The organism is Streptomyces finlayi (genome assembly GCF_014216315.1).
Lineage (GTDB): Bacteria > Actinomycetota > Actinomycetes > Streptomycetales > Streptomycetaceae > Streptomyces > Streptomyces finlayi_A.
In genome coordinates this window covers 1,896,674-1,915,851 of sequence record NZ_CP045702.1, presented here as the reverse complement: position 1 = coordinate 1,915,851, position 19,178 = coordinate 1,896,674, and the positions used below count along the sequence as shown (strand labels likewise).

General features: G+C 69.9%; 18 protein-coding genes and 1 pseudogene. 10 read left to right on the top strand and 9 right to left on the bottom strand.

Features of this window, described 5'->3' with window-relative positions; genetic code table 11:
• Nucleotides 1-25: 25 nt before the first annotated feature.
• The 4 genes from F0344_RS08625 to F0344_RS08610 all read right to left on the bottom strand — a co-directional run bounded on the left by F0344_RS08625 (nt 26) and on the right by F0344_RS08610 (nt 3,982).
• Complete coding sequence (locus F0344_RS08625; RefSeq protein ID WP_185298225.1) at nt 26-1,192, bottom strand: hypothetical protein; 1,167 nt, start codon at nt 1,190-1,192, stop codon at nt 26-28.
• Nucleotides 1,174-1,911: an ABC transporter ATP-binding protein gene (locus F0344_RS08620; RefSeq protein WP_185298224.1), complete on the bottom strand. Its 738-nt coding sequence runs from the start codon at nt 1,909-1,911 to the stop codon at nt 1,174-1,176. The genes F0344_RS08625 and F0344_RS08620 overlap by 19 nt, the downstream gene beginning before the upstream one ends.
• A 215-nt stretch (nt 1,912-2,126) precedes the next feature.
• A complete protein-coding gene (locus F0344_RS08615; protein WP_185298223.1) occupies nt 2,127-3,506 on the bottom strand; it encodes an aspartate aminotransferase family protein in 1,380 nt (459 codons plus the stop codon).
• On the bottom strand, nt 3,491-3,982 hold the full coding sequence (locus F0344_RS08610; RefSeq protein WP_185298222.1) for an Lrp/AsnC family transcriptional regulator: 492 nt from the start codon (nt 3,980-3,982) through the stop codon (nt 3,491-3,493). Before F0344_RS08610 ends, F0344_RS08615 begins: the two co-directional genes overlap by 16 nt.
• A 177-nt stretch (nt 3,983-4,159) precedes the next feature.
• Here F0344_RS08610 and F0344_RS08605 point away from each other — a divergent pair, with 177 nt between their 5' ends.
• Nucleotides 4,160-5,599, top strand: coding sequence for a gamma-aminobutyraldehyde dehydrogenase (locus F0344_RS08605; RefSeq protein WP_185298221.1), 1,440 nt, complete (start codon nt 4,160-4,162; stop codon nt 5,597-5,599).
• A 217-nt stretch (nt 5,600-5,816) separates the two neighbouring features.
• Here F0344_RS08605 and F0344_RS08600 read toward each other — a convergent pair whose 3' ends face one another.
• The 3 genes from F0344_RS08600 to F0344_RS08590 all read right to left on the bottom strand — a co-directional run bounded on the left by F0344_RS08600 (nt 5,817) and on the right by F0344_RS08590 (nt 8,471).
• Nucleotides 5,817-6,623, bottom strand: a complete 807-nt coding sequence (locus F0344_RS08600) for an SAM-dependent methyltransferase (protein ID WP_185298220.1) — start codon at nt 6,621-6,623, stop codon at nt 5,817-5,819.
• 65 nt (nt 6,624-6,688) lie between these two features.
• Nucleotides 6,689-7,411 (bottom strand): glycerophosphodiester phosphodiesterase, encoded by a 723-nt coding sequence (locus tag F0344_RS08595; RefSeq protein WP_185298219.1) that lies wholly within the window; start codon nt 7,409-7,411, stop codon nt 6,689-6,691.
• Nucleotides 7,412-7,436: 25 nt separating this feature from the next.
• Nucleotides 7,437-8,471 (bottom strand): adenosine deaminase, encoded by a 1,035-nt coding sequence (locus tag F0344_RS08590; protein ID WP_185298218.1) that lies wholly within the window; start codon nt 8,469-8,471, stop codon nt 7,437-7,439.
• A 129-nt stretch (nt 8,472-8,600) separates the two neighbouring features.
• Between F0344_RS08590 and F0344_RS08585 the strand changes: the two genes are divergently transcribed.
• Nucleotides 8,601-9,362, top strand: coding sequence for a DUF4190 domain-containing protein (locus tag F0344_RS08585; RefSeq protein WP_185298217.1), 762 nt, complete (start codon nt 8,601-8,603; stop codon nt 9,360-9,362).
• Nucleotides 9,363-9,455: 93 nt separating this feature from the next.
• On the opposite strand, the gene F0344_RS08580 is transcribed toward F0344_RS08585, so the two are convergent.
• Entirely contained in the window at nt 9,456-10,004 is a 549-nt protein-coding gene (locus tag F0344_RS08580) for an NADAR family protein (protein ID WP_185298216.1), read from the bottom strand.
• 206 nt (nt 10,005-10,210) lie between these two features.
• On the opposite strand from F0344_RS08580, the gene F0344_RS08575 reads away from it, so the two are divergent.
• From F0344_RS08575 to F0344_RS08540, 8 genes and pseudogenes are all read left to right on the top strand, one after another.
• Complete coding sequence (locus tag F0344_RS08575) at nt 10,211-11,725, top strand: gamma-aminobutyraldehyde dehydrogenase (RefSeq protein WP_185298215.1); 1,515 nt, start codon at nt 10,211-10,213, stop codon at nt 11,723-11,725.
• Between the two features lie 48 nt (nt 11,726-11,773).
• A complete protein-coding gene (locus tag F0344_RS08570) occupies nt 11,774-13,024 on the top strand; it encodes an ABC transporter substrate-binding protein (protein ID WP_185298214.1) in 1,251 nt (416 codons plus the stop codon).
• A 63-nt stretch (nt 13,025-13,087) separates the two neighbouring features.
• The gene (locus F0344_RS08565) at nt 13,088-14,239 is read left to right on the top strand and encodes an ABC transporter ATP-binding protein (RefSeq protein WP_185298213.1); all 1,152 of its coding nucleotides are present in this window, start codon (nt 13,088-13,090) and stop codon (nt 14,237-14,239) included.
• Entirely contained in the window at nt 14,236-15,159 is a 924-nt protein-coding gene (locus tag F0344_RS08560; RefSeq protein ID WP_185298212.1) for an ABC transporter permease, read from the top strand. Before F0344_RS08565 ends, F0344_RS08560 begins: the two co-directional genes overlap by 4 nt.
• On the top strand, nt 15,159-15,962 hold the full coding sequence (locus F0344_RS08555; protein WP_185298211.1) for an ABC transporter permease: 804 nt from the start codon (nt 15,159-15,161) through the stop codon (nt 15,960-15,962). Before F0344_RS08560 ends, F0344_RS08555 begins: the two co-directional genes overlap by 1 nt.
• A 24-nt stretch (nt 15,963-15,986) precedes the next feature.
• Nucleotides 15,987-17,402: an NAD(P)/FAD-dependent oxidoreductase gene (locus tag F0344_RS08550; protein ID WP_185298210.1), complete on the top strand. Its 1,416-nt coding sequence runs from the start codon at nt 15,987-15,989 to the stop codon at nt 17,400-17,402.
• A 134-nt stretch (nt 17,403-17,536) separates the two neighbouring features.
• Nucleotides 17,537-17,997: pseudogene (locus F0344_RS08545) on the top strand (hypothetical protein).
• A 111-nt stretch (nt 17,998-18,108) separates the two neighbouring features.
• Nucleotides 18,109-18,267 (top strand): hypothetical protein, encoded by a 159-nt coding sequence (locus F0344_RS08540; RefSeq protein WP_185298209.1) that lies wholly within the window; start codon nt 18,109-18,111, stop codon nt 18,265-18,267.
• A gap of 12 nt (nt 18,268-18,279) precedes the next feature.
• Here F0344_RS08540 and F0344_RS08535 read toward each other — a convergent pair whose 3' ends face one another.
• The gene (locus F0344_RS08535; protein WP_185298208.1) at nt 18,280-19,131 is read right to left on the bottom strand and encodes a phosphatase PAP2 family protein; all 852 of its coding nucleotides are present in this window, start codon (nt 19,129-19,131) and stop codon (nt 18,280-18,282) included.
• Between the last annotated feature and the right edge of the window lie 47 nt (nt 19,132-19,178).

Below are 19,178 nucleotides of genomic sequence, written 5' to 3'. Positions count from 1 at the left end.
CTCCTCGATCCGGCTCGCGGACCCGTCAGGCGGTCAGGGGCAGTGCGGCCAGCGCCGCCACCGCCCAGGTCAGCGGGGCGAACACCGCCAGCAGGGCGCCCGCGCGCAGTGCGGTGGCGCTGCGCAGCGCCGAGGCCGGGGCGCCCATCCGCAGCAGCGCGTCGGCCGTCTCGGCGCGGGACTGTCTGGCCTCCAGTACCGAGGTCAGCAGCGTCGCGGTCGTACAGCCCAGGACGAGCGCCGCGCCGAGCGCGGTGAGCGGGCCGAAGGGGCGGGGACCGGTCCCGTACAGCTCGGCGGCCGCGAACACCCCGGACAGCACCGCGCAGACGACCCCGATCGGGCGGCCGATCCGGCGCGACTCGTCCATCAGGACGCGGCCCGCGAGCAGGCGGACGGCTCCCGGGCGCACCGCCTGGAGCAGTCGGCCGCAGAGGTGGGTGAGGCCGGGGCCGGCCATGGCCAGGCCGATCGCCGTCAGGGTCCAGCCCGCGAGGACACCGGCCGGGGTGGCGTCCAGCCTGCCCGGCAGCGGGAACGGGCTGCCCGCCGCCCCTTGGCTCGCGTACGCCTCGACGGCCAGACCGGCCGCCGTCAGGGCGACCCCCCACGGCAGACCCGTCGGAGCCAGGGAAGGACGGGCCTCCTCGGCGGCCTCGGAGGTGCCGGTGGCGGGGGTCAGGGGCCGGGCGCGCAGTGCGAGCGCGCTCGCGAGCGCCGAGGCCACGGGTACGAGGGCGAGCAGGGTGAGGGCCGCCGCCAGCGGCAACGGGGCGTCCGCGCCCAGCAGTTCGGCCGCGTTTCCGTCGAACGGCAGCCCCGTGAGATCGCCGCGCAGATGGAGGAAGAAGAGGAGGGCCACCATCGAGCCGAGGGTGGTGGACACCGCTGTGGAGACGGCCGCGAGCACCGACAGCCTGACCGGTCCGAGCCCGATGGCGGAGAGCCCCGTGCGGGGTCGGTGGCCCGGGTCCGTCCGGGCCACCGCGACGGCGAACTGCACGGTGGCCGCCAGCGGGACGAGGCACCACAGCAGCCGCAGAACCGATCCTGTGGCCTGCGCCGGGTGCCCGGAGGCGTACCCCAGGGTGCACAGCAGCAGGAAGCCGGTCCCGGCCGATGCGGCGGCGACGAGCAGGCGCCGCATCAGGACCAGGGGATGCGTACCACGGGTCAGACGGAGAGCGAGCACGCCGGGCGGCCTTCCGTATCCGGTACGGCGGGCAGGGCGACGGTGCTGACGCGGCGGCCGTCCAGCAGGGCGACCGCGCGGTCGGCGAGGGCGGCGATCTCCACGTCATGAGTGGCGAGGACGACCGTGATCTCGTGCGAGCGGGCCGCGGTCGTCAGGGTGCGCAGGAGCTGGGTGCGCTCGGCACGGTGGAGTGTCGCGGTCGGCTCGTCGGCGAAGATCACCGACGGCGATGCGGTCAGCGCGCGGGCGACGGAGACCCGCTGGCGCTGTGCCTGGAGCAGGGCGTGCGGACGCTTCTTGGCGAACGCGGCGATGTCGAGGCGCTCCAGCCACTCCAGCGCGGCCTTCTTGGCGGCCCGGTGCGAGGCGCCCCGCAGGAGCAGCGGAAGGGCCGCGTTCTCCCAGGTGGTCAGCTCGGGTACGAGCTGCGGGTCGGGGGCGATCCAGGCGAAGCGCTCGCGGCGCAGCTGTTCGCGCAGGCGCGGGCCCATCGTGTGGATCGGGACGCTGTTGAACCAGACCTCGCCCTGCTGGGGTACCAGCTGTCCGGACAGACAGCGCAGCAGCGTCGTCTTCCCGCTGCCGCGCGGCCCGGTCACGGCCAGGATCTCGCCGTCGCGGATGCCGACGGAGACACCGCCGAGACCGGGTGAGCCGTTGTGTGAATGGTGCAGGGAACGCGCCCAGATCACGTCGTTGTCCGGCGGGGCCACCATGGCGTACACCTCGGTTCAGATCAGTTTTCCCGTCCCCCGAACGGGGGAACGAAGACGCGGCCGATCGGTCACTCGGCACGGTAGGCAGCCCGGCCCGGGTGTGCGCACAGCACGCGGCCCGGATGCGCTCCTTCTCACTCGAAAGGCGTATCCGGGCCGCGTGGACCGTATGAAATGACCGCTGGAACGTCCTCACCCAGCGGTCACCGTCGGGGTCAGAGCTTCGTCCACGCCTCCGTGAGCACGGCGCGCAGGATGCCCTCGATCTCGTCGAAGGTCGCCTGGTCGGAGATCAGCGGCGGCGCGAGCTGGACGACCGGGTCGCCGCGGTCGTCGGCCCGGCAGTACAGACCGTTCTCGTACAGCGCCTTGGAGAGGAAGCCGTACAGGACGCGCTCGGTCTCCTCGTCGGTGAAGGTCTCCTTGGTGACCTTGTCCTTCACCAGCTCGATGCCGTAGAAGAAGCCGTTGCCGCGGACGTCGCCGACGATGGGCAGGTCGTGCAGCTTCTGCAGCGTCTTGAGGAACGAACCCTCGGTGTCGAGGACGTGCTGGTTGAGGCCCTCGCGCTCGAACAGGTCGAGGTTGGCGATACCGACGGCCGCGGAGACCGGGTGGCCGCCGAAGGTGTAGCCGTGCAGGAAGGTGTTGCCACCCTTGTAGAACGGCTCCGCCAGGCGGTCGGAGATGATGCAGGCGCCGATCGGGGAGTAGCCCGAGGTCATGCCCTTGGCGCAGGTGATCATGTCCGGCACGTAGTCGAACTTGTCGCACGCGAACATCGTGCCGAGGCGGCCGAAGGCGCAGATCGTCTCGTCGGAGACGAGCAGCACGTTGTACTGGTCACAGATCTCGCGGACCCGCTGGAAGTATCCGGGCGGCGGCGGGAAACAGCCACCGGCGTTCTGCACCGGCTCCAGGAAGACCGCGGCGACGGTCTCGGCGCCCTCGAAGAGGATCTCCTGCTCGATCTGGTCGGCGCACCAGCGGCCGTAGGCCTCCGGGTCGTCACCGTGGATCGGGGCGCGGTAGATGTTGGTGTTGACCACCTTGTGGGCGCCCGGGACCAGCGGCTCGAAGGGAGCCTTCAGGGCCGGCAGGCCGGTGATCGACAGGGCGCCCTGCGGGGTGCCGTGGTATGCCACCGCGCGGGAGATGACCTTGTACTTGGTCGGCTCGCCGGTGAGCTTGAAGTACTGCTTCGCCAGCTTCCACGCGGTCTCGACGGCCTCGCCGCCACCGGTCGTGAAGAAGACCTTGTTCAGGTCACCCGGGGCGTAGTTCGCGAGACGCTCGGCGAGCTCGACGGCCTTCGGGTGGGCGTACGACCACACCGGGAAGAAGGCCAGCTCCTGCGCCTGCTTGTACGCCGTCTCGGCGAGCTCGTGACGGCCGTGACCGGCGTTGACCACGAACAGGCCGGAGAGGCCGTCGAGATAGCGCTTGCCCTTGTCGTCGAAGATGTAGGTGCCCTCGCCACGCACGATGGTGGGAACGGGCGCGTTCTCGTAGTCCGACATGCGGGTGAAGTGCATCCACAGGTGGTCGTACGCGGTTCGGCTGAGGTCCTTGCTCACGGCTATCGGGTTCCCCACATATAGGTCTGCTTCTTGAGCTTGAGGTAGACGAAGCTCTCGGTGGAGCGCACGCCGGGAATGGCCCGGATGCGTTTGTTGATCGTCTCCAGCAGGTGGTCGTCGTCCTCGCAGACGATCTCCACCATCAGGTCGAACGAGCCCGCGGTCATCACCACGTACTCGCACTCGGCCATGGCCGCCAGGGCTTCCGAGACGGGGTCGAGGTCTCCCTCGACATTGATGCCGACCATCGCCTGCCGGCGGAGTCCCACGGTGAGCGGGTCCGTGACGGCGACGATCTGCATCACGCCCTGGTCGAGCAGTTTCTGGACGCGCTGGCGTACAGCCGCTTCCGACAGGCCCACGGCCTTGCCGATCGCGGCGTACGGACGGCGTCCGTCCTCCTGGAGCTGCTCGATGATTGCGAGGGAGACGGCATCGACCGTCGGGGACGATCCGTTCCCGGTCCTGGAGTCTGCGCTGCGACTGGCCACAGAGCCACTCTGCACCGGGACTCGTCTGTCTGGCAACCCTAGATCGATGAAATTCGTTGTTTGCGGACCTGGATCACACGGAATCCGAAGTTGGCACCCGATGGGTATGTCGAAAGCGTCACCGAAGCGATTAGGCTGGGAATCTCATCCATCGGACAGTCGACAGGAGGGGTGGTTGTGACCACCGAGGTGCGCCGTCTGCGCAACTACATCAACGGAGAGTTCCGGGACGCCGCGGACGGGCGGACCATCGACGTGGTCAACCCGGTGACGGAAGAGGTCTACGCGACCTCCCCGCTTTCCGGACAGGCCGACGTCGATGCCGCCATGGAGGCGGCAGCCGCCGCGTTCCCGGCCTGGCGTGACGTCACGCCCGCCGAGCGCCAGAAGGCTCTGCTCAAGATCGCGGACGCCTTCGAGGAGCGCGCGGAGGACCTCGTCGCGGCCGAGTCGGAGAACACCGGCAAGCCGCTGGAGCTCACCCGTACCGAAGAGGTCCCGCCGATGGTGGACCAGATCCGCTTCTTCGCGGGTGCCGCCCGGATGCTCGAAGGCCGCTCGGCCGGCGAGTACATGGAGGGGCTGACCTCCATCATCCGCCGTGAGCCGGTGGGCGTGTGTGCCCAGGTCGCGCCGTGGAACTACCCGATGATGATGGCCGTCTGGAAGTTCGCCCCGGCGCTCGCCGCGGGCAACACCGTCGTCATCAAGCCCTCCGACACCACCCCGGCGTCGACCGTGCTGATCGCCGAGATCATCGGACAGATCCTCCCCAAGGGCGTCTTCAACGTCATCTGCGGCGACCGGGACACCGGCCGCGCGATGGTCGAGCACCCGACCCCGGCGATGGCCTCCATCACCGGCTCGGTACGGGCCGGTATGCAGGTCGCCGAGTCCGCGGCCAAGGACGTCAAGCGCGTTCACCTGGAGCTCGGGGGCAAGGCGCCCGCCGTGGTCTTCGAGGACAGCGACATCGCCAAGGCCGTCGAGGGGATCTCCGTCGCGGGCTTCTTCAACGCCGGTCAGGACTGCACGGCCGCGACCCGCGTGCTGGTCCACGAGTCGATCCACGACGAGTTCGTCGCCCAGCTCGCCAAGGCCGCCGCGGACACGAAGACCGGGCTGCCGGACGACGAGGACGTGCTCTACGGCCCGCTCAACAACGCCAACCAGCTGAAGCAGGTCAGCGGCTTCATCGAGCGCCTCCCCGCCCACGCCAAGGTCGAGGCGGGCGGTCAGCGGGTCGGTGACAAGGGCTACTTCTACGCCCCCACCGTTGTCTCCGGCCTCAAGCAGGACGACGAGATCATCCAGAACGAGGTCTTCGGCCCGGTCATCACCGTGCAGTCGTTCACGGACGAGGCCCAGGCGCTGGAGTACGCGAACGGCGTCGAGTACGCGCTGGCGTCCTCGGTGTGGACCAAGGACCACTCCCGCGCCATGCGGATGTCCAAGAACCTCGACTTCGGCTGTGTGTGGATCAACACCCACATCCCGCTCGTCGCCGAGATGCCGCACGGCGGATTCAAGAAGTCCGGCTACGGCAAGGACCTCTCCGCGTACGGCTTCGAGGACTACACCCGCATCAAGCACGTCATGACGTCGCTCGACGGCTGAGGCGACCGAGACGGCTGAGGCGACCGAGACGGCTGAGACGGCCGAGACGGCTGAGACGGCCGAGACGGCTGAGACGCGTACCGCACAGCGGTGAGGACGGCCCCGGGCACCCGCCCGGGGCCGTTTTCCGCTCCCGGCTCCCGCGCCGCATCGACTGGGCACCCCCGCCACGGGCTCCTGGCGCGCAGCGCCCGGGACCGTATCCCCGTCGGGTCCACTACGGCTTCCGGCCCACCGCGCCGAACTGGGCGACCTCGGCCGCCGGGCTGCCCGGTTCCGTACGCCACCGGGCGCAGGACACGATGCCGGGCTCCAGGACGTCCAGACCGTCCATGAACGAGGCGAACTCGGCGCGTGTGCGGGCGGTGATCGGCGGAGTGGCGTTCTCGTTCCAGAAGCGCATCGCCGCCTCGTTGCCCTCACCGCCCAGCTCCAGCGTGGGGTGGGTGAGCACCAGATAACTTCCGGACGGCATGGCGTCCATCAGCTTGCGTACGATGCCCTGCGCCTCGCCGGTGTCCAGGACGAAGTTCAGGATGCCGAGCATCATCACCGCGACCGGCCGCTCCAGGTCCAGGGTGGGCTCGACGGAGCGCAGGATCTGCTCCGGGTGGTGGGCGTCCGCGTCGATGTACTCGGTGGCGCCCTCGGGCGAGCTGGTGAGCAGTGCCCGCGCGTGCGCCAGCACGATCGGGTCGTTGTCGACGTACACGATGCGGGAGTGCGGGGCGGTGTGCTGGGCGATCTCGTGGGTGTTGTTGAAGGTCGGCAGGCCCGTCCCGATGTCCAGGAACTGGCTGATGCCCACGTCCCCGGCCAGATGCCGTACCGCCCGGCCGAGGAACGCCCGGTCGGCGCGCGCCACTTCGCCGATGCTCGGGTACATGCCGGTGACCTGGTCGCCGACCGTGCGGTCCACGGGATAGTTGTCCTTGCCGCCCAGCCAGTAGTTCCATACCCGGGCGTTGTGCGCCACGTCGGAACGGACGCGGGCGGGGACGGATGCGGCGCTGGGGTCGGTCACGTCTGCTCCTCTGGTACAGGGCCGGGCATCACGGGCGATGCCGCGCGTCCATCATGCCGGATCGATCAAGCCGCCTTACGGGCGGGAAAGTTGGCGAGCAGGCCATGCAGCGCGTCGACGCGGTTCGTGGTGATCGAGTCGACGCCGCGCCCGATGAGGCGGCGCATCGTGCGCTTGGTGTCGGCCGTCCAGGCGGAGACCAGCATGCCGTCCCGGTGCACCCGGTCCGTCAGCTCCCGGCTCACCAGACCGAACCGGTAGTTCATCCAGCGGGGCCGCACCGCGTCCAGGAGCGCGGCGCGCGGCGGCGCGAGCGTGTTCCAGGTCAGGGCGATCTCGGCGGACGGATCGGCGGCCCGGACGCGGAGCATCGCCCCGCCGCCCGCGCAGTAGTACACCCGGTCGGCGGCCCCGCACGCGTGGACCACCCCCACGATGGTCCGCACGGAGGCGTCGGTGCAGCCGGGCAGGTCGATCATGAGGCGGTGGTCCGGGGTGGCGAGCAGTGCCTCATGCAGCGTGGGCACACCGCCCGCGGTCAGCTCGGTCAGCTCCTGATGGCGGAGCCGGTCGAGCCGCAGCTCGTGCCCCCACAGCCGTTCCAGCGTGGAGTCGTGCAGCAGGACGGGCACGCCGTCGCGGGTGACGCGGACATCGATCTCGACCGCGTCCGCCCCGCGTTCCAGGGCGGAGCGGACCGAGAGCAGCGTGTTCTCGCGGGCACGGTACGGATCGCCGCGATGTGCCACGGCGGTGACGGCGGGGGCGGTGTCGAGAGCGTGAGCCATGGGGCCATTGTGGCGGCGAGCGGGGTTACTGGGCCGGCGTCCGCAGCCAGTTCGCCGTGTACGTGTCGATCTCGGCGGCCAGCTTCCGCTTGCCGGCCGGGTCCAGGAAGGACGCCTCCACCGCGTTCTTCGCGAGGCCGGCCACCCCCAGCTCGTCGAGGCCGAGGATGCGGGCCGCCACGGCGTACTCGCCGTTGAGGTCGGTGCCGAACATCGGCGGGTCGTCGCTGTTGATCGTGACGAGCACACCCGCCTCGACCATCTCCCGGACCGGGTGCCGGTCGATATCGGCGACCGCGCGGGTGGCGATGTTCGAGGTCGGGCAGACCTCCAGGGCGATGCGGTGCTCGGCCAGGTGGGCGAGCAGCGCCGGGTCCTGCACGGAGCTGGTGCCGTGGCCGATGCGCTCGGCGCGCAGGGCGGTGAGCGCGTCCCAGACGGTCTGGGGGCCCGTGGTCTCCCCGGCGTGCGGGACCGAGTGCAGGCCCGCCGCGATCGCCCGGTCGAAGTACGGCTTGAACTGGGGACGGCCGACGCCGACCTCCGGGCCGCCGAGCCCGAACGAGACGAGTCCTTCGGGCCGCAGGTCGAGGGCGAGCCGGGTGGTCTCGGCGGCGGACTCCAGGCCGGCCTCGCCGGGAATGTCGAAGCACCAGCGCAGGACCACTCCGAGCTCGGCCTCGGCGGCCTTGCGGGCGTCCTCGATGGCCTCCATGAAGCCCACCTCCGGGATGCCGCGCCGGGTCGAGCTGAACGGGGTGACGGTCAGCTCCGCGTACCGGATGTTCTGGCGGGCCATGTCCCGGGCCACCTCGAAGGTGAGCAGCCGCACGTCCTCGGGGGTGCGGACGAGGTCAACCACGGAGAGGTAGACGTCGATGAAGTGCGCGAAGTCGGTGAAGGTGAAGAAGTCCGCCAGAGCATCCGGGTCCGTGGGGACCTTGGAGTCGGGGTGGCGGGCGGCCAGTTCCGAGACGATGCGCGGAGAGGCGGAGCCGACGTGGTGGACGTGCAGCTCGGCCTTGGGCAGGCCCGCGATGAAGGGGTGCAGATCGTTCATCGGACTCTCCGGAGGTCTTCGCGGTCGGCGTCTTTCGGCCGGGGGCACCGGCCGCACCGATCATCGTATGCGGGGGTGGCCGGCCAGGAGCCGGGCCGTAGCATGACGGGACCACGATGGGGGAGGCCCATGTCAGACAGCACAGAGCAGCCCGGGGGCGGGCCCGCGCCGCACGATCCCTGGGCGCCGCCGGACAGCAGGGTGGAGCTGGGGAAGCCGGCCGCCGCGGGACCACCGCCCGTGCACGACCAGCCGACCATCGGCGCGATGCCGAGCGTGGGCGGCGGCCCGGCGCCCGGAGCCGGCGGTCCGGGGTACGGACCGGGTGACGCGGCGCCCGGATTCGGGCCTGCAGGCGCCGGATACGGGCCCGCCCAGGGGGGCGCCGGATTCGGTCCGGGCGACGCGTCCGTACCGCCGCCGCCGGTTGGACCCCATGGCCCCGGACAGCCCGTTCCGCCCGCGGGGCAGTACGGCTATCCGGCCGCGCCCACCGCGCAGTACGGCTACCCGGGGTATCCCGGCTACGGCGGCCAGCCCGGCTGGGGCGGTGGCGCGCCGCCCGCGAACGGGCTCGGCACGGCCGCCATGGTGCTCGGCATCCTGGCCGTCTGCCTGTTCTGCGTCTACGGGATCCCGAGCCTGATCCTGGGCGTACTCGCCCTGATCTTCGGCATTCTGGGGCGCAAGCGCGTGGCCCGCGGTGAAGCAGACAACGGCGGTCAGGCGCTGGCCGGTGTCATCCTGGGGTCGATCGGTCTCGCCCTCGGCGCGGCGATCATCGGCTTCTTCATCTGGCTGTTCGCCACGCACGGTGGCGACTTCGACGAGGTCAACGAGTACGAGGACGATCCGTACGCCACGTCGCTCGTGGTCGAGAGCGGCCGCTAGCGGCTCCGGCCCTGTTCGCCGGACGGACCGGAACTCCGGCCGTCCGGCGAACGGCCACGCAGTCGGCGCCGGCCGCTGTCCGGCCGCTGTACGTCAGTGCGCGCGCAGTCGCGCCCGCGCCTCCATGAGCGCGAAGCCGAGCAGATTCAGCCCTGCCCAGCGGGCCGGATCGGTCACCCTCGGGTCGTCCCGGGCGTGGCCGACGCCCCAGATCCGGTCGACGGGGCTCGCCTCGACCAGCACCCGTTCCCCTGTGCTCAGCAGATATCCGCGCAGCGCCGGGTCCTGGCCGAACTTATGGACGCTGCCCTCCACCACCAGGGCGAACCGCTCGCGCACCCAGACGCTCTCGTCGAAGCCGCGGACCAGCCTGCCGACCTTCTTCGCCGCGGCCGGACTGCTCGCCCCGACGGCCTGTATCTCCGCCTCCTCGTCGCCGAAGAGCCGTGCCTTGCCCGCCATCATCCAGTGCTCCGCGGACGCGTACGTCACCTCGCCGACGGTGAACGGCGACGGCCACCACTGACTGAGACAGCTGGATCCGAGCCTGCCGTCGGGGCTCGGACGGTGCCCCCAGAACGGCAGGTACTTCACTTTCTCGCCACGCGCGAGCTTCGCCACAAGATCTTCGGTGCGCCCCATGGCAGGTGAGTCTGGCATCCGCCACTGACACTCCGTACGCGGATCTTCGTGCCGACGCGACACATGGTCGACAGATTCCGTTGCGTAACCAAAAGGCAACAACGGAATCCCTTGTTGGCGTGTACTCCCTCTGTCAGGATCGGCACTCAACTCGACCAGAAGCTACGCCGCCCCTGCTCAGCGGGGGAGCGGCGGAGGAGAGCGTCATGGGCAACGGCTTCCACGTGCAGGACCGCTTCGCGGGCGGCGCACAGTACATTGGCGGAAAACTGCGGTCCGGTACCTCGGGTCGCCACCACGAGGTGGTGAACCCGGCGACGGGCGAGACGGTGTACCGCTACGAACTGGCCGGCACCGAGGACGTGGACGCGGCCGTCGCCGCGGCGGCGGCCGCCTTCCCCGGCTGGTCCGGCGCCACCCCCGGCGAGCGGTCGGAGGCGATGCACCGCTTCGCCGCCGTGCTGGCCGCGCGGGCCGACGACTTCGCGTACGCCGAGTCGCTCCAGTGCGGCAAGCCGATCAAGCTCTCCACCGAGTTCGACGTGCCGGGCACCGTCGACAACACCGCCTTCTTCGCGGGCGCCGCCCGCCATCTGGAGGGCAAGGCGGCGGCCGAGTACGACGGTGACCACACCTCGTACGTACGCCGTGAGGCCATCGGGGTCGTCGGCTCGATCGCTCCCTGGAACTACCCGCTCCAGATGGCCGCGTGGAAGGTGCTCCCGGCCGTCGCCGCGGGCAACACCATCGTGCTGAAGCCCGCCGAGATCACCCCGCTGACCTCGCTGATGTTCGCCCAGGCGGCCACCGAGGCCGGTATTCCGGACGGTGTGATCAACATCGTCACCGGGGCGGGCAAGGACGCGGGTGAGCATCTCGTCGGCCACCCCGACGTCGTGATGACCTCCTTCACCGGCTCCACCGCCGTCGGCAAGCGGGTCGCGGAGATCGCCACGTCCACCGTCAAGCGCCTCCACCTCGAGCTCGGCGGCAAGGCCCCCTTCGTGGTCTTCGACGACGCCGACCTCGAGGCGGCCGTCAACGGGGCGGTGGCCGGCTCCCTCATCAACACCGGGCAGGACTGCACCGCCGCCACCCGCGCCTATGTGCAGCGTCCGCTCTACGACGCCTTCGTCCGGGACGTCGCCGCGCTCATGGAGACCGTCCGGCTGGGTGACCCCTTCGACCCCTCGACGGACCTCGGCCCGCTGATCAGCCACGCACAGCGTGACCGGGTCGCCGCCTTCGTGGAGCGCGCCCGCGCCTACGCCACCGTCGTCACCGGCGGCGAGGCCCCCGGCGGGGACCTCCGGGACGGCGCCTACTACCGGCCGACCCTGGTCGCGGGCGCCGCCCAGGACAGCGAGATCGTCCAGTCCGAGATCTTCGGGCCGGTCCTCGTGGTCCTCCCGTTCGACACCGACGACGAGGGCATCGCCCTCGCCAACGACACCCCGTACGGACTCGCGGCCTCCGCCTGGACCCGTGACCTCTACCGGGCGAACCGGGCCACCCGCGAGATCAAGGCGGGCTGTGTCTGGATCAACGACCACATCCCGATCCTCAGCGAGATGCCGCACGGCGGGTACAAGGCCAGCGGCTTCGGCAAGGACATGTCTGCGTACTCCTTCGAGGAGTACACGCAGGTCAAGCACGTCATGTACGACAACACCGCGGTCGCCCGCAAGGACTGGCACCGCACGATCTTCGGGGACCGATAGCAGCCGTCGCCCGACCAGCGGCCACACACACCCGAAAGGGCAACGCGCATGGAGCAGTACGAGCCCGAGCACCTCTCTCCCGCCCAGCTGGCGGCCATGAGGCGAAGTCTGACCACGGGCAGGGGCGCCCTCACCCGCCGTTCGATGCTGCGCGCCTCGGGCATGGGTGCCCTCGCGCTCGGCGGCCTGGGCACACTGAGCGCCTGCGGCATCCCGCCCGCCAAGCGCGAGGGCGACGCGGCAGCCGCCTCCGACGACCACTCGGCGAAGGAGAAGCAGATCAGCTTCTCCAACTGGACCGAGTACATGGACGTCAGCGAGGACGAGAAGGGCCGCCCGACCCTGGAGGCGTTCACGAAACGCACCGGGATCAAGGTCAAGTACACCGAGGACATCAACGACAACGTCGAGTTCTTCGGGAAGATCAAGCCACAGCTCGCGGCCGGCCAGAACACCGGACGCGACCTCGTATGCGTCACCGACTGGCTCGCCGCCCGCATGATCCGGCTCGGCTGGGCCCAGAAGCTCGACCCGGCGAACCTGCCGCACGCCTTCGCCAACCTCGCGTCCCAGTTCCGCACCCCCGACTGGGACCCGGGCCGCGCCTACTCGTACCCCTGGACCGGCATCCCCGCCGTCATCGCCTACAACTCCAAGGCGACCGGGGGCCGCAAGGTCGACTCCGTCACGCAGCTGCTCGACGACCCCAAGCTCAAGGGGCGGGTGTCCTTCCTCTCCGAGATGCGCGACTCCGTCGGCATGACGCTGCTCGACATGGGCAAGGACCCCGGCACGTTCACGGACGCCGACTTCGACGCCGCGATCGGCCGCCTCCAGAAGGGCGTCGACAAGAAGCAGATCCGGCGCTTCACCGGCAACGACTACACCGCGGACCTGAGCAAGGGCGACCTCGCCGCCTGTATCGGCTGGGCCGGAGACATCATCCAGCTCCAGGCCGACAACCCGGACATCAAGTTCTCGATCCCGGCCGCCGGTTACATCACCTCCAGCGACAACCTGCTGGTCCCCGCGAAGGCGCGGCACAAGACCAACGCCGAGAAGCTCATCGACTACTACTACGAGCCTTCCGTGGCCGCCCAGCTCGCCGCGTACATCAACTACGTCTGCCCGGTCGACGGCGTCCGCGACGAACTCGCCAAGATCGACGAGTCGATGGCCGCCAACACGCTGATCCTCCCGGACAAGGAGATGGCGTCGAAGTCACGCGCCTTCCGCTCGCTCAGTTCCAAAGAAGAGACGGCGTACGAAGAGAAGTTCGCCAAGCTCATCGGCGCCTAGGGCCTGCCCCGACGCCGGCCTTCCCTTCCCCCACCCTCCCTTCCACCACTGGGACTGCGACCCATGACACAGCAGCAGACAGCAGGCGGCGACGTCCGTCTCACCGGGATCAGCAAGACGTACGGCTCCTTCACCGCCGTACAGCCGCTCGATCTGACCGTCCCGCAGGGTTCGTTCTTCGCGCTGCTCGGCGCGTCCGGCTGCGGAAAGACCACCACGCTCCGGATGATCGCCGGACTGGAGGAAGCCACCACCGGCACGGTCTCGCTCGGCGGCAAGGACATCACCGCCCTGCCCCCGTACAAACGGCCCGTCAACACCGTCTTCCAGAGCTACGCGCTCTTCCCTCACCTGGACATCACCGAGAACATCGCGTTCGGTCTGCGCCGGCGCGGCATCAAGTCGGTCAAGAAGCAGGTCGACGCCATGCTGGAGCTCGTCCAGCTCGGTGACTTCGCCCGGCGCAAGCCCCACCAGCTCTCCGGTGGCCAGCAGCAGCGCGTCGCCGTCGCCCGCGCGCTCATCAACCACCCGCAGGTGCTGCTCCTCGACGAGCCGCTCGGCGCCCTCGACCTCAAGCTGCGCCGCCAGATGCAGCTTGAGCTCAAGCGGATCCAGACCGAGGTCGGCATCACCTTCGTCCACGTCACGCACGACCAGGAGGAGGCCATGACCATGGCCGACACGGTCGCCGTGATGAACGGCGGACGGGTCGAACAGCTCGGCGCCCCGGCGGATCTGTACGAGAACCCGAAGACGACGTTCGTCGCCAACTTCCTGGGAACCTCCAACCTCATCGAGGGCGAGGTCGTCGGGACCGGCACGGACCTCGTCGTCTCGGCCGGCGGCGGAAGGCTCAGGCTGCCCGCCGACCGGTGCTCCGCACCCGCCGCGGCCGGCGGCAAGCTCCTCCTCGGCATACGACCCGAGAAGATCTCCCTGGCGCACGCCGACGCCGCCGAGCGGATAGCCGACGGACGCAACCGGGTCACCGGCCGGATCGTCGACTCCAGTTTCATCGGGGTCTCCACGCAGTACGTAGTGGAGAGCCCGGCCGGCAAGGCACTCCATGTGTACGAGCAGAACGTTGAGCACCGCGCGGGCCTCGTGCCCGGCGCCGAAGTGGTCCTGCACTGGAATCCGGCGCACACCTTCGGCCTGGACGCCTCCCAGGACATCGACGCCGGTGTGGAGACGGTGGAGGACGCGGCGTGACCGTCACCGAGGCGCCCCCCGCGCCACCCACCGCACTCAAGGTGCGCAAGCCCTCCGCCCGCAAACGGCTCGTGCCCTACTGGCTGCTGCTCCCCGGCATCCTGTGGCTGATCGTCTTCTTCGCGGTGCCGCTGGTCTACCAGGCGTCGACCTCCGTACAGACGGGATCCCTGGAGAAGGGGTTCGAGGTCACCTGGCACTTCCAGACGTACTGGGACGCGCTGAAGGACTACTACCCGCAGTTCATCCGGTCCCTGCTGTACGCGGGTTCCGCCACGATCCTGTGTCTGGTGCTCGGCTACCCGCTCGCGTATCTCATCGCGTTCAAGGCCGGCCGCTGGCGCAACCTGGTGCTGGTCCTGGTCATCGCCCCGTTCTTCACCAGCTTCCTCATCCGTACGCTCGCCTGGAAGACGATCCTCGCGGACGGCGGCGCGGTCGTGGACCTGCTGAACACGCTGCACGTCCTGGACGTCACCAGCTGGCTCGGCTGGACCGAGTCCAACCGGGTGCTCGCCACGCCGATGGCGGTCGTCTGCGGTCTGACGTACAACTTCCTGCCGTTCATGATCCTGCCGCTCTACACCTCGCTGGAGCGGATCGACGGCAGGCTGCACGAGGCGGCGGGCGATCTGTACGCCACCCCCGCCACGACCTTCCGCAAGGTGACGCTCCCGCTCTCGATGCCGGGAGTCGTCTCCGGCACGCTGCTCACCTTCATCCCCGCCAGCGGTGACTACGTCAACGCGGAACTGCTCGGCTCCACCGACACCAAGATGGTCGGCAGCGTCATCCAGTCTCAGTTCCTGCGGGTCCTGGACTATCCGACCGCGGCCGCGCTCTCCTTCATCCTCATGGCGGTCGTTCTGTTCATGGTCACCTTCTACATCCGCCGCTCCGGGACGGAGGACCTGGTCTGATGCCCGCACTGCGCTGGATTCGCCGCAACATGATCGTCATCGCGGGTCTGCTGACCCTCGCGTACATGATCGTGCCGAACATCGTCGTGATGGTGTTCTCGTTCAACAAGCCCAACGGGCGCTTCAACTACGCCTGGCAGCGGTTCTCGCTGGACGCCTGGCAGGACCCCTGTGGCGTCGCCGACCTGTGCTCGTCGCTCTCGCTGTCCTTCCGGATCGCGATCTGGGCGACGATCGGCGCGACCGTACTCGGCACGATGATCGCCTTCGCGCTCGTCCGCTACCGCTTCCGGGCGCGCGGTGCGATCAACTCGCTGATCTTCCTGCCGATGGCGATGCCCGAGGTCGTCATGGCCGCCTCGCTGCTCACGCTCTTCCTCAACATGGGCGCCGAGCTGGGCTACTGGACCGTCCTGATCGCCCACATCATGTTCTGCCTCAGCTTCGTGGTGACCGCGGTCAAGGCACGGGTGATGTCGATGGACCCGAGGCTGGAGGAGGCCGCCCGTGATCTCTACGCGGGGCCCGTACAGACCTTCCTCCGGGTGACCCTGCCGATCGCGGCCCCGGGGATCGCGGCGGGAGCGCTGCTCGCCTTCGCGCTCTCCTTCGACGACTTCATCATCACCAACTTCAACGCGGGCTCGACCGTGACCTTCCCCATGTTCGTCTGGGGCTCGGCACAGCGCGGCACGCCCGTACAGATCAACGTCATCGGCACGGCGATGTTCGTCATCGCGGTGACGGTGGTCCTCGTCGGCCAGCTCGTCGCGAACCGGCGGAAGAACAACGCGCAACCCTAGAAAGCTCTGAAGGAGTTGGAAACCATGGCCCCAGCCGCCATGCGTACTGCCGCACAATCGCTCGCCGGCGCCAAGCCGCTCGCGTACTGGCTCGACGACCCCGCGAAGCCGGAGGCGCTCCCCGCCCTCATCGGGGAGGAGCGCTGCGACCTCCTCGTCGTCGGCGGAGGGTACAGCGGTCTGTGGACCGCGCTGATCGCCAAGGAACGGGACCCCGGGCGCGACGTCGTCCTGATCGAGGGGCATGAGGCGGGCTGGGCCGCCTCGGGCCGCAACGGCGGCTTCTGCGCCGCTTCCCTCACCCACGGCCTGCCCAATGGTGTGGAGCGCTGGCCGGACGAGATCAGGAAGCTGGAGGAGCTGGGGATACGGAACCTCGACGCCATCGAGGCCGCCGTCGCCCGCTACTCCATCGACTGCGAGTTCGAGCGCACCGGCGAGATCGACGTCGCCACCGAACCGCACCAGCTCGAAGAGCTGCGCGCCTGGCACCGGGAGGCCACGGAACTGGGCTTCACCGGGCTGGAGTTCCTCGACCAGGACGCGGTGCGGGCGGAAGTCGACTCACCGACCTTCCTGGGCGGGCTGCTGGACCGGAGCGGTGTCGCCATGCTGCACCCCGCCAAACTGGCCTGGGGCCTCAAGCGGGCGTGCGTCGAACTCGGCGTGCGGGTGTACGAGCACACCCGGGGCCTCGATCTGGTCAAGTCCGGCCCCGGGATGGCGGTCCGCACCCCGTACGGGCGGGTCCTGGCCCGCAGGGTCGCGCTCGGGACGAACATCTTCCCGTCGCTGGTCAAGCGCGTACGCCCGTACACCGTCCCGGTCTACGACTACGCGCTGATGACCGAGCCGCTCAGCGAGGAGCAGCTGGCCTCGATCGGCTGGAAGAACCGACAGGGGCTCGGCGACAGCGCCAACCAGTTCCACTACTTCCGGCTCTCCGCGGACAACCGGATTCTGTGGGGTGGATACGACGCCATCTATCCGTACGGGGGCCGGCTGAGCGCCGATCTGGACCAGCGGCCGGAGACCTTCCTCAAGCTCGCCGGCCAGTTCTTCGAGTGCTTCCCGCAGCTTGCCGGGGTGCGCTTCACCCACGCGTGGGGAGGAGCGATCGACACCTGCTCGCGCTTCTCCGCCTTCTTCGGTACGGCTCATCAGGGGCGGGTCGCCTATGCGGCCGGATTCACCGGGCTCGGCGTCGGCGCGACCCGTTTCGGCGCCGATGTGATGCTCGATCTGCTCTCCGGCGAGCCGACGGAGCGGACCTCCCTGGAGATGGTCCGCTCCAAGCCCGTTCCCTTCCCGCCGGAGCCGTTCGCCTGGGCGGGCATCGAGCTGACCAAGCGGTCGCTGGCCAGGGCCGACAGCAACGGCGGCCACCGCAACCTGTGGCTGAAGGCGATGGACCGGGCGGGCTTCGGATTCGACAGCTGAGCCGGGCCCGGCCCATGTGATCCGGCTCACATGCGGCAAGTCCCCGAACCCGTGTAATGAACCGGGCGCGGCGCTCTCTCCTCCGTGAGCACCGGCAGGGACCTGCCGGTGCTCACTGGAACGGAAGGCCCGCCATGACCGGCCCGGGGGCAGAGCCCGCAGTGGAGTGGCTCGCATCAGTGGCACCGGATCCGCCGCCTGCCGGTGGGAATGGGAGCGCGACCCGCAGGGGATCGCACTCCTGCCCGCCGGCAGGCGGCGGGACGTGCTGGTTCTCCCCGGAGAGCTCGGCTTTCCGACCCTCGGCGTCCTCACCCGCCTCATCGGCAGGCCGGGGCCCGTGCTCGCCGACTTCAGTGACGCGCGGATGGGCTTCTTCGTGCCGCCGGGCACCGTCAACCGCCGGCTCGGCACCGGTGTACCGGGAGCGGGTCAGGGCGCCTGGATCGTCGTCCCGTACCCCGGCCGGGCGTCCGGCGGGGTGCGCTGGCCGATCCCGCCGGACGGCTCCGGGACGCTCACCGACCCCGTCCTGCTGGAACTCGCGATGCACGAGGCCGCGGGGGCCGCGGCGCGGGGTGGTGGCCTGGATTGACGGGCGGGGACGCGGGCGGCGGCGGCGACTGCCAGAGGTCTTGACAAATTGATTGGTCTGGACCATGTTGTGGCACGCCACCCCCCAATTCCCCCCTGTCCGGAGGCTGTTGTGGAACGCACGGGACCCCCCACCCGATGGTCGGGACTTCTGGCCGCCCTCGCGGCGACGCTGCTCGCCGCGGCGGGACTGGTCGCGACCGCGCCGGCCGCGGGCGCCGCCGACGCCGAACTGGCACACACGGCACCTGGCCCGCACTGCGCGGACTGATGACCTGGTCGATCAACTGGGACCGCTTCGGCCAGTGGGAGTTCTCGAAGAACTTCGACGCCTACTTCGGCAACTGAGCACCCACAGCGCCACCAGCAGCACCCCGCTCAGACACCAGCTGGCGACCACGTCGAGCGGCCAGTGGTAACCGCGCAGCACGAGACCGGCGCTCGTCGCCGCCGTCAGCAGGACGGCGGCGGCGGGCGTCGTCCATGAGCGCTTCAGATACGGGACCAGGAGCATCGCCGCGGCCCCGTACGCCACCGCGGAGGTGGCCGTATGACCCGACGGGTAGTAGCCGGTCGCCTCGGTCAGCGGGCCCTGGCGGTCGGTCCACAGCTTCAGCGGAATCACCAGCGCGGGCACGGCGGCCATGGCGAGGGCGGCGTACAGGGCTTCGCGGCGGTCGCCACGGACCAGCGCGAAGATGATCGCGCAGACCAGCACGGGGAGGGCGACCTGCATGTTGCCGAGGTCGGTGAAGACCTCCGTGAGCGCTACGGGGCCGCGGCCGGCCAGCGCCTCACTGACGCGTTCGTCCGGACCGAGCAGGGGACCGCCGGCCACGACCTGCCAGGTGATGAGGGCGAAGACCACCAGCAGCGGGGCCACGACCGTCGTGATACCCGCCGGAGAAAAGAGAGGAGCCGGTGGCCCAGGAACAGGGGGGATTGTTCCTGGGCCACCGGCGGGATCGGTTCGCCGCGCGCCCCGGGGGGTGTGGGGCGGGCGGCCATCCGATCGGTGAGGAGTTCCGGAGCCGGAGGCCCCAGTGGTGTGCGCGTGGGCACAACCCGGACGGCACTGGGGAAGCGCCGAACCGGAGTCGCCCGCAGTCTCCTGCGAGCGGCGTGTTTCTCTCATCTGCAGAAACCGTACGTCAGCCGAAGGGGGACCGACAGTCGGAATCG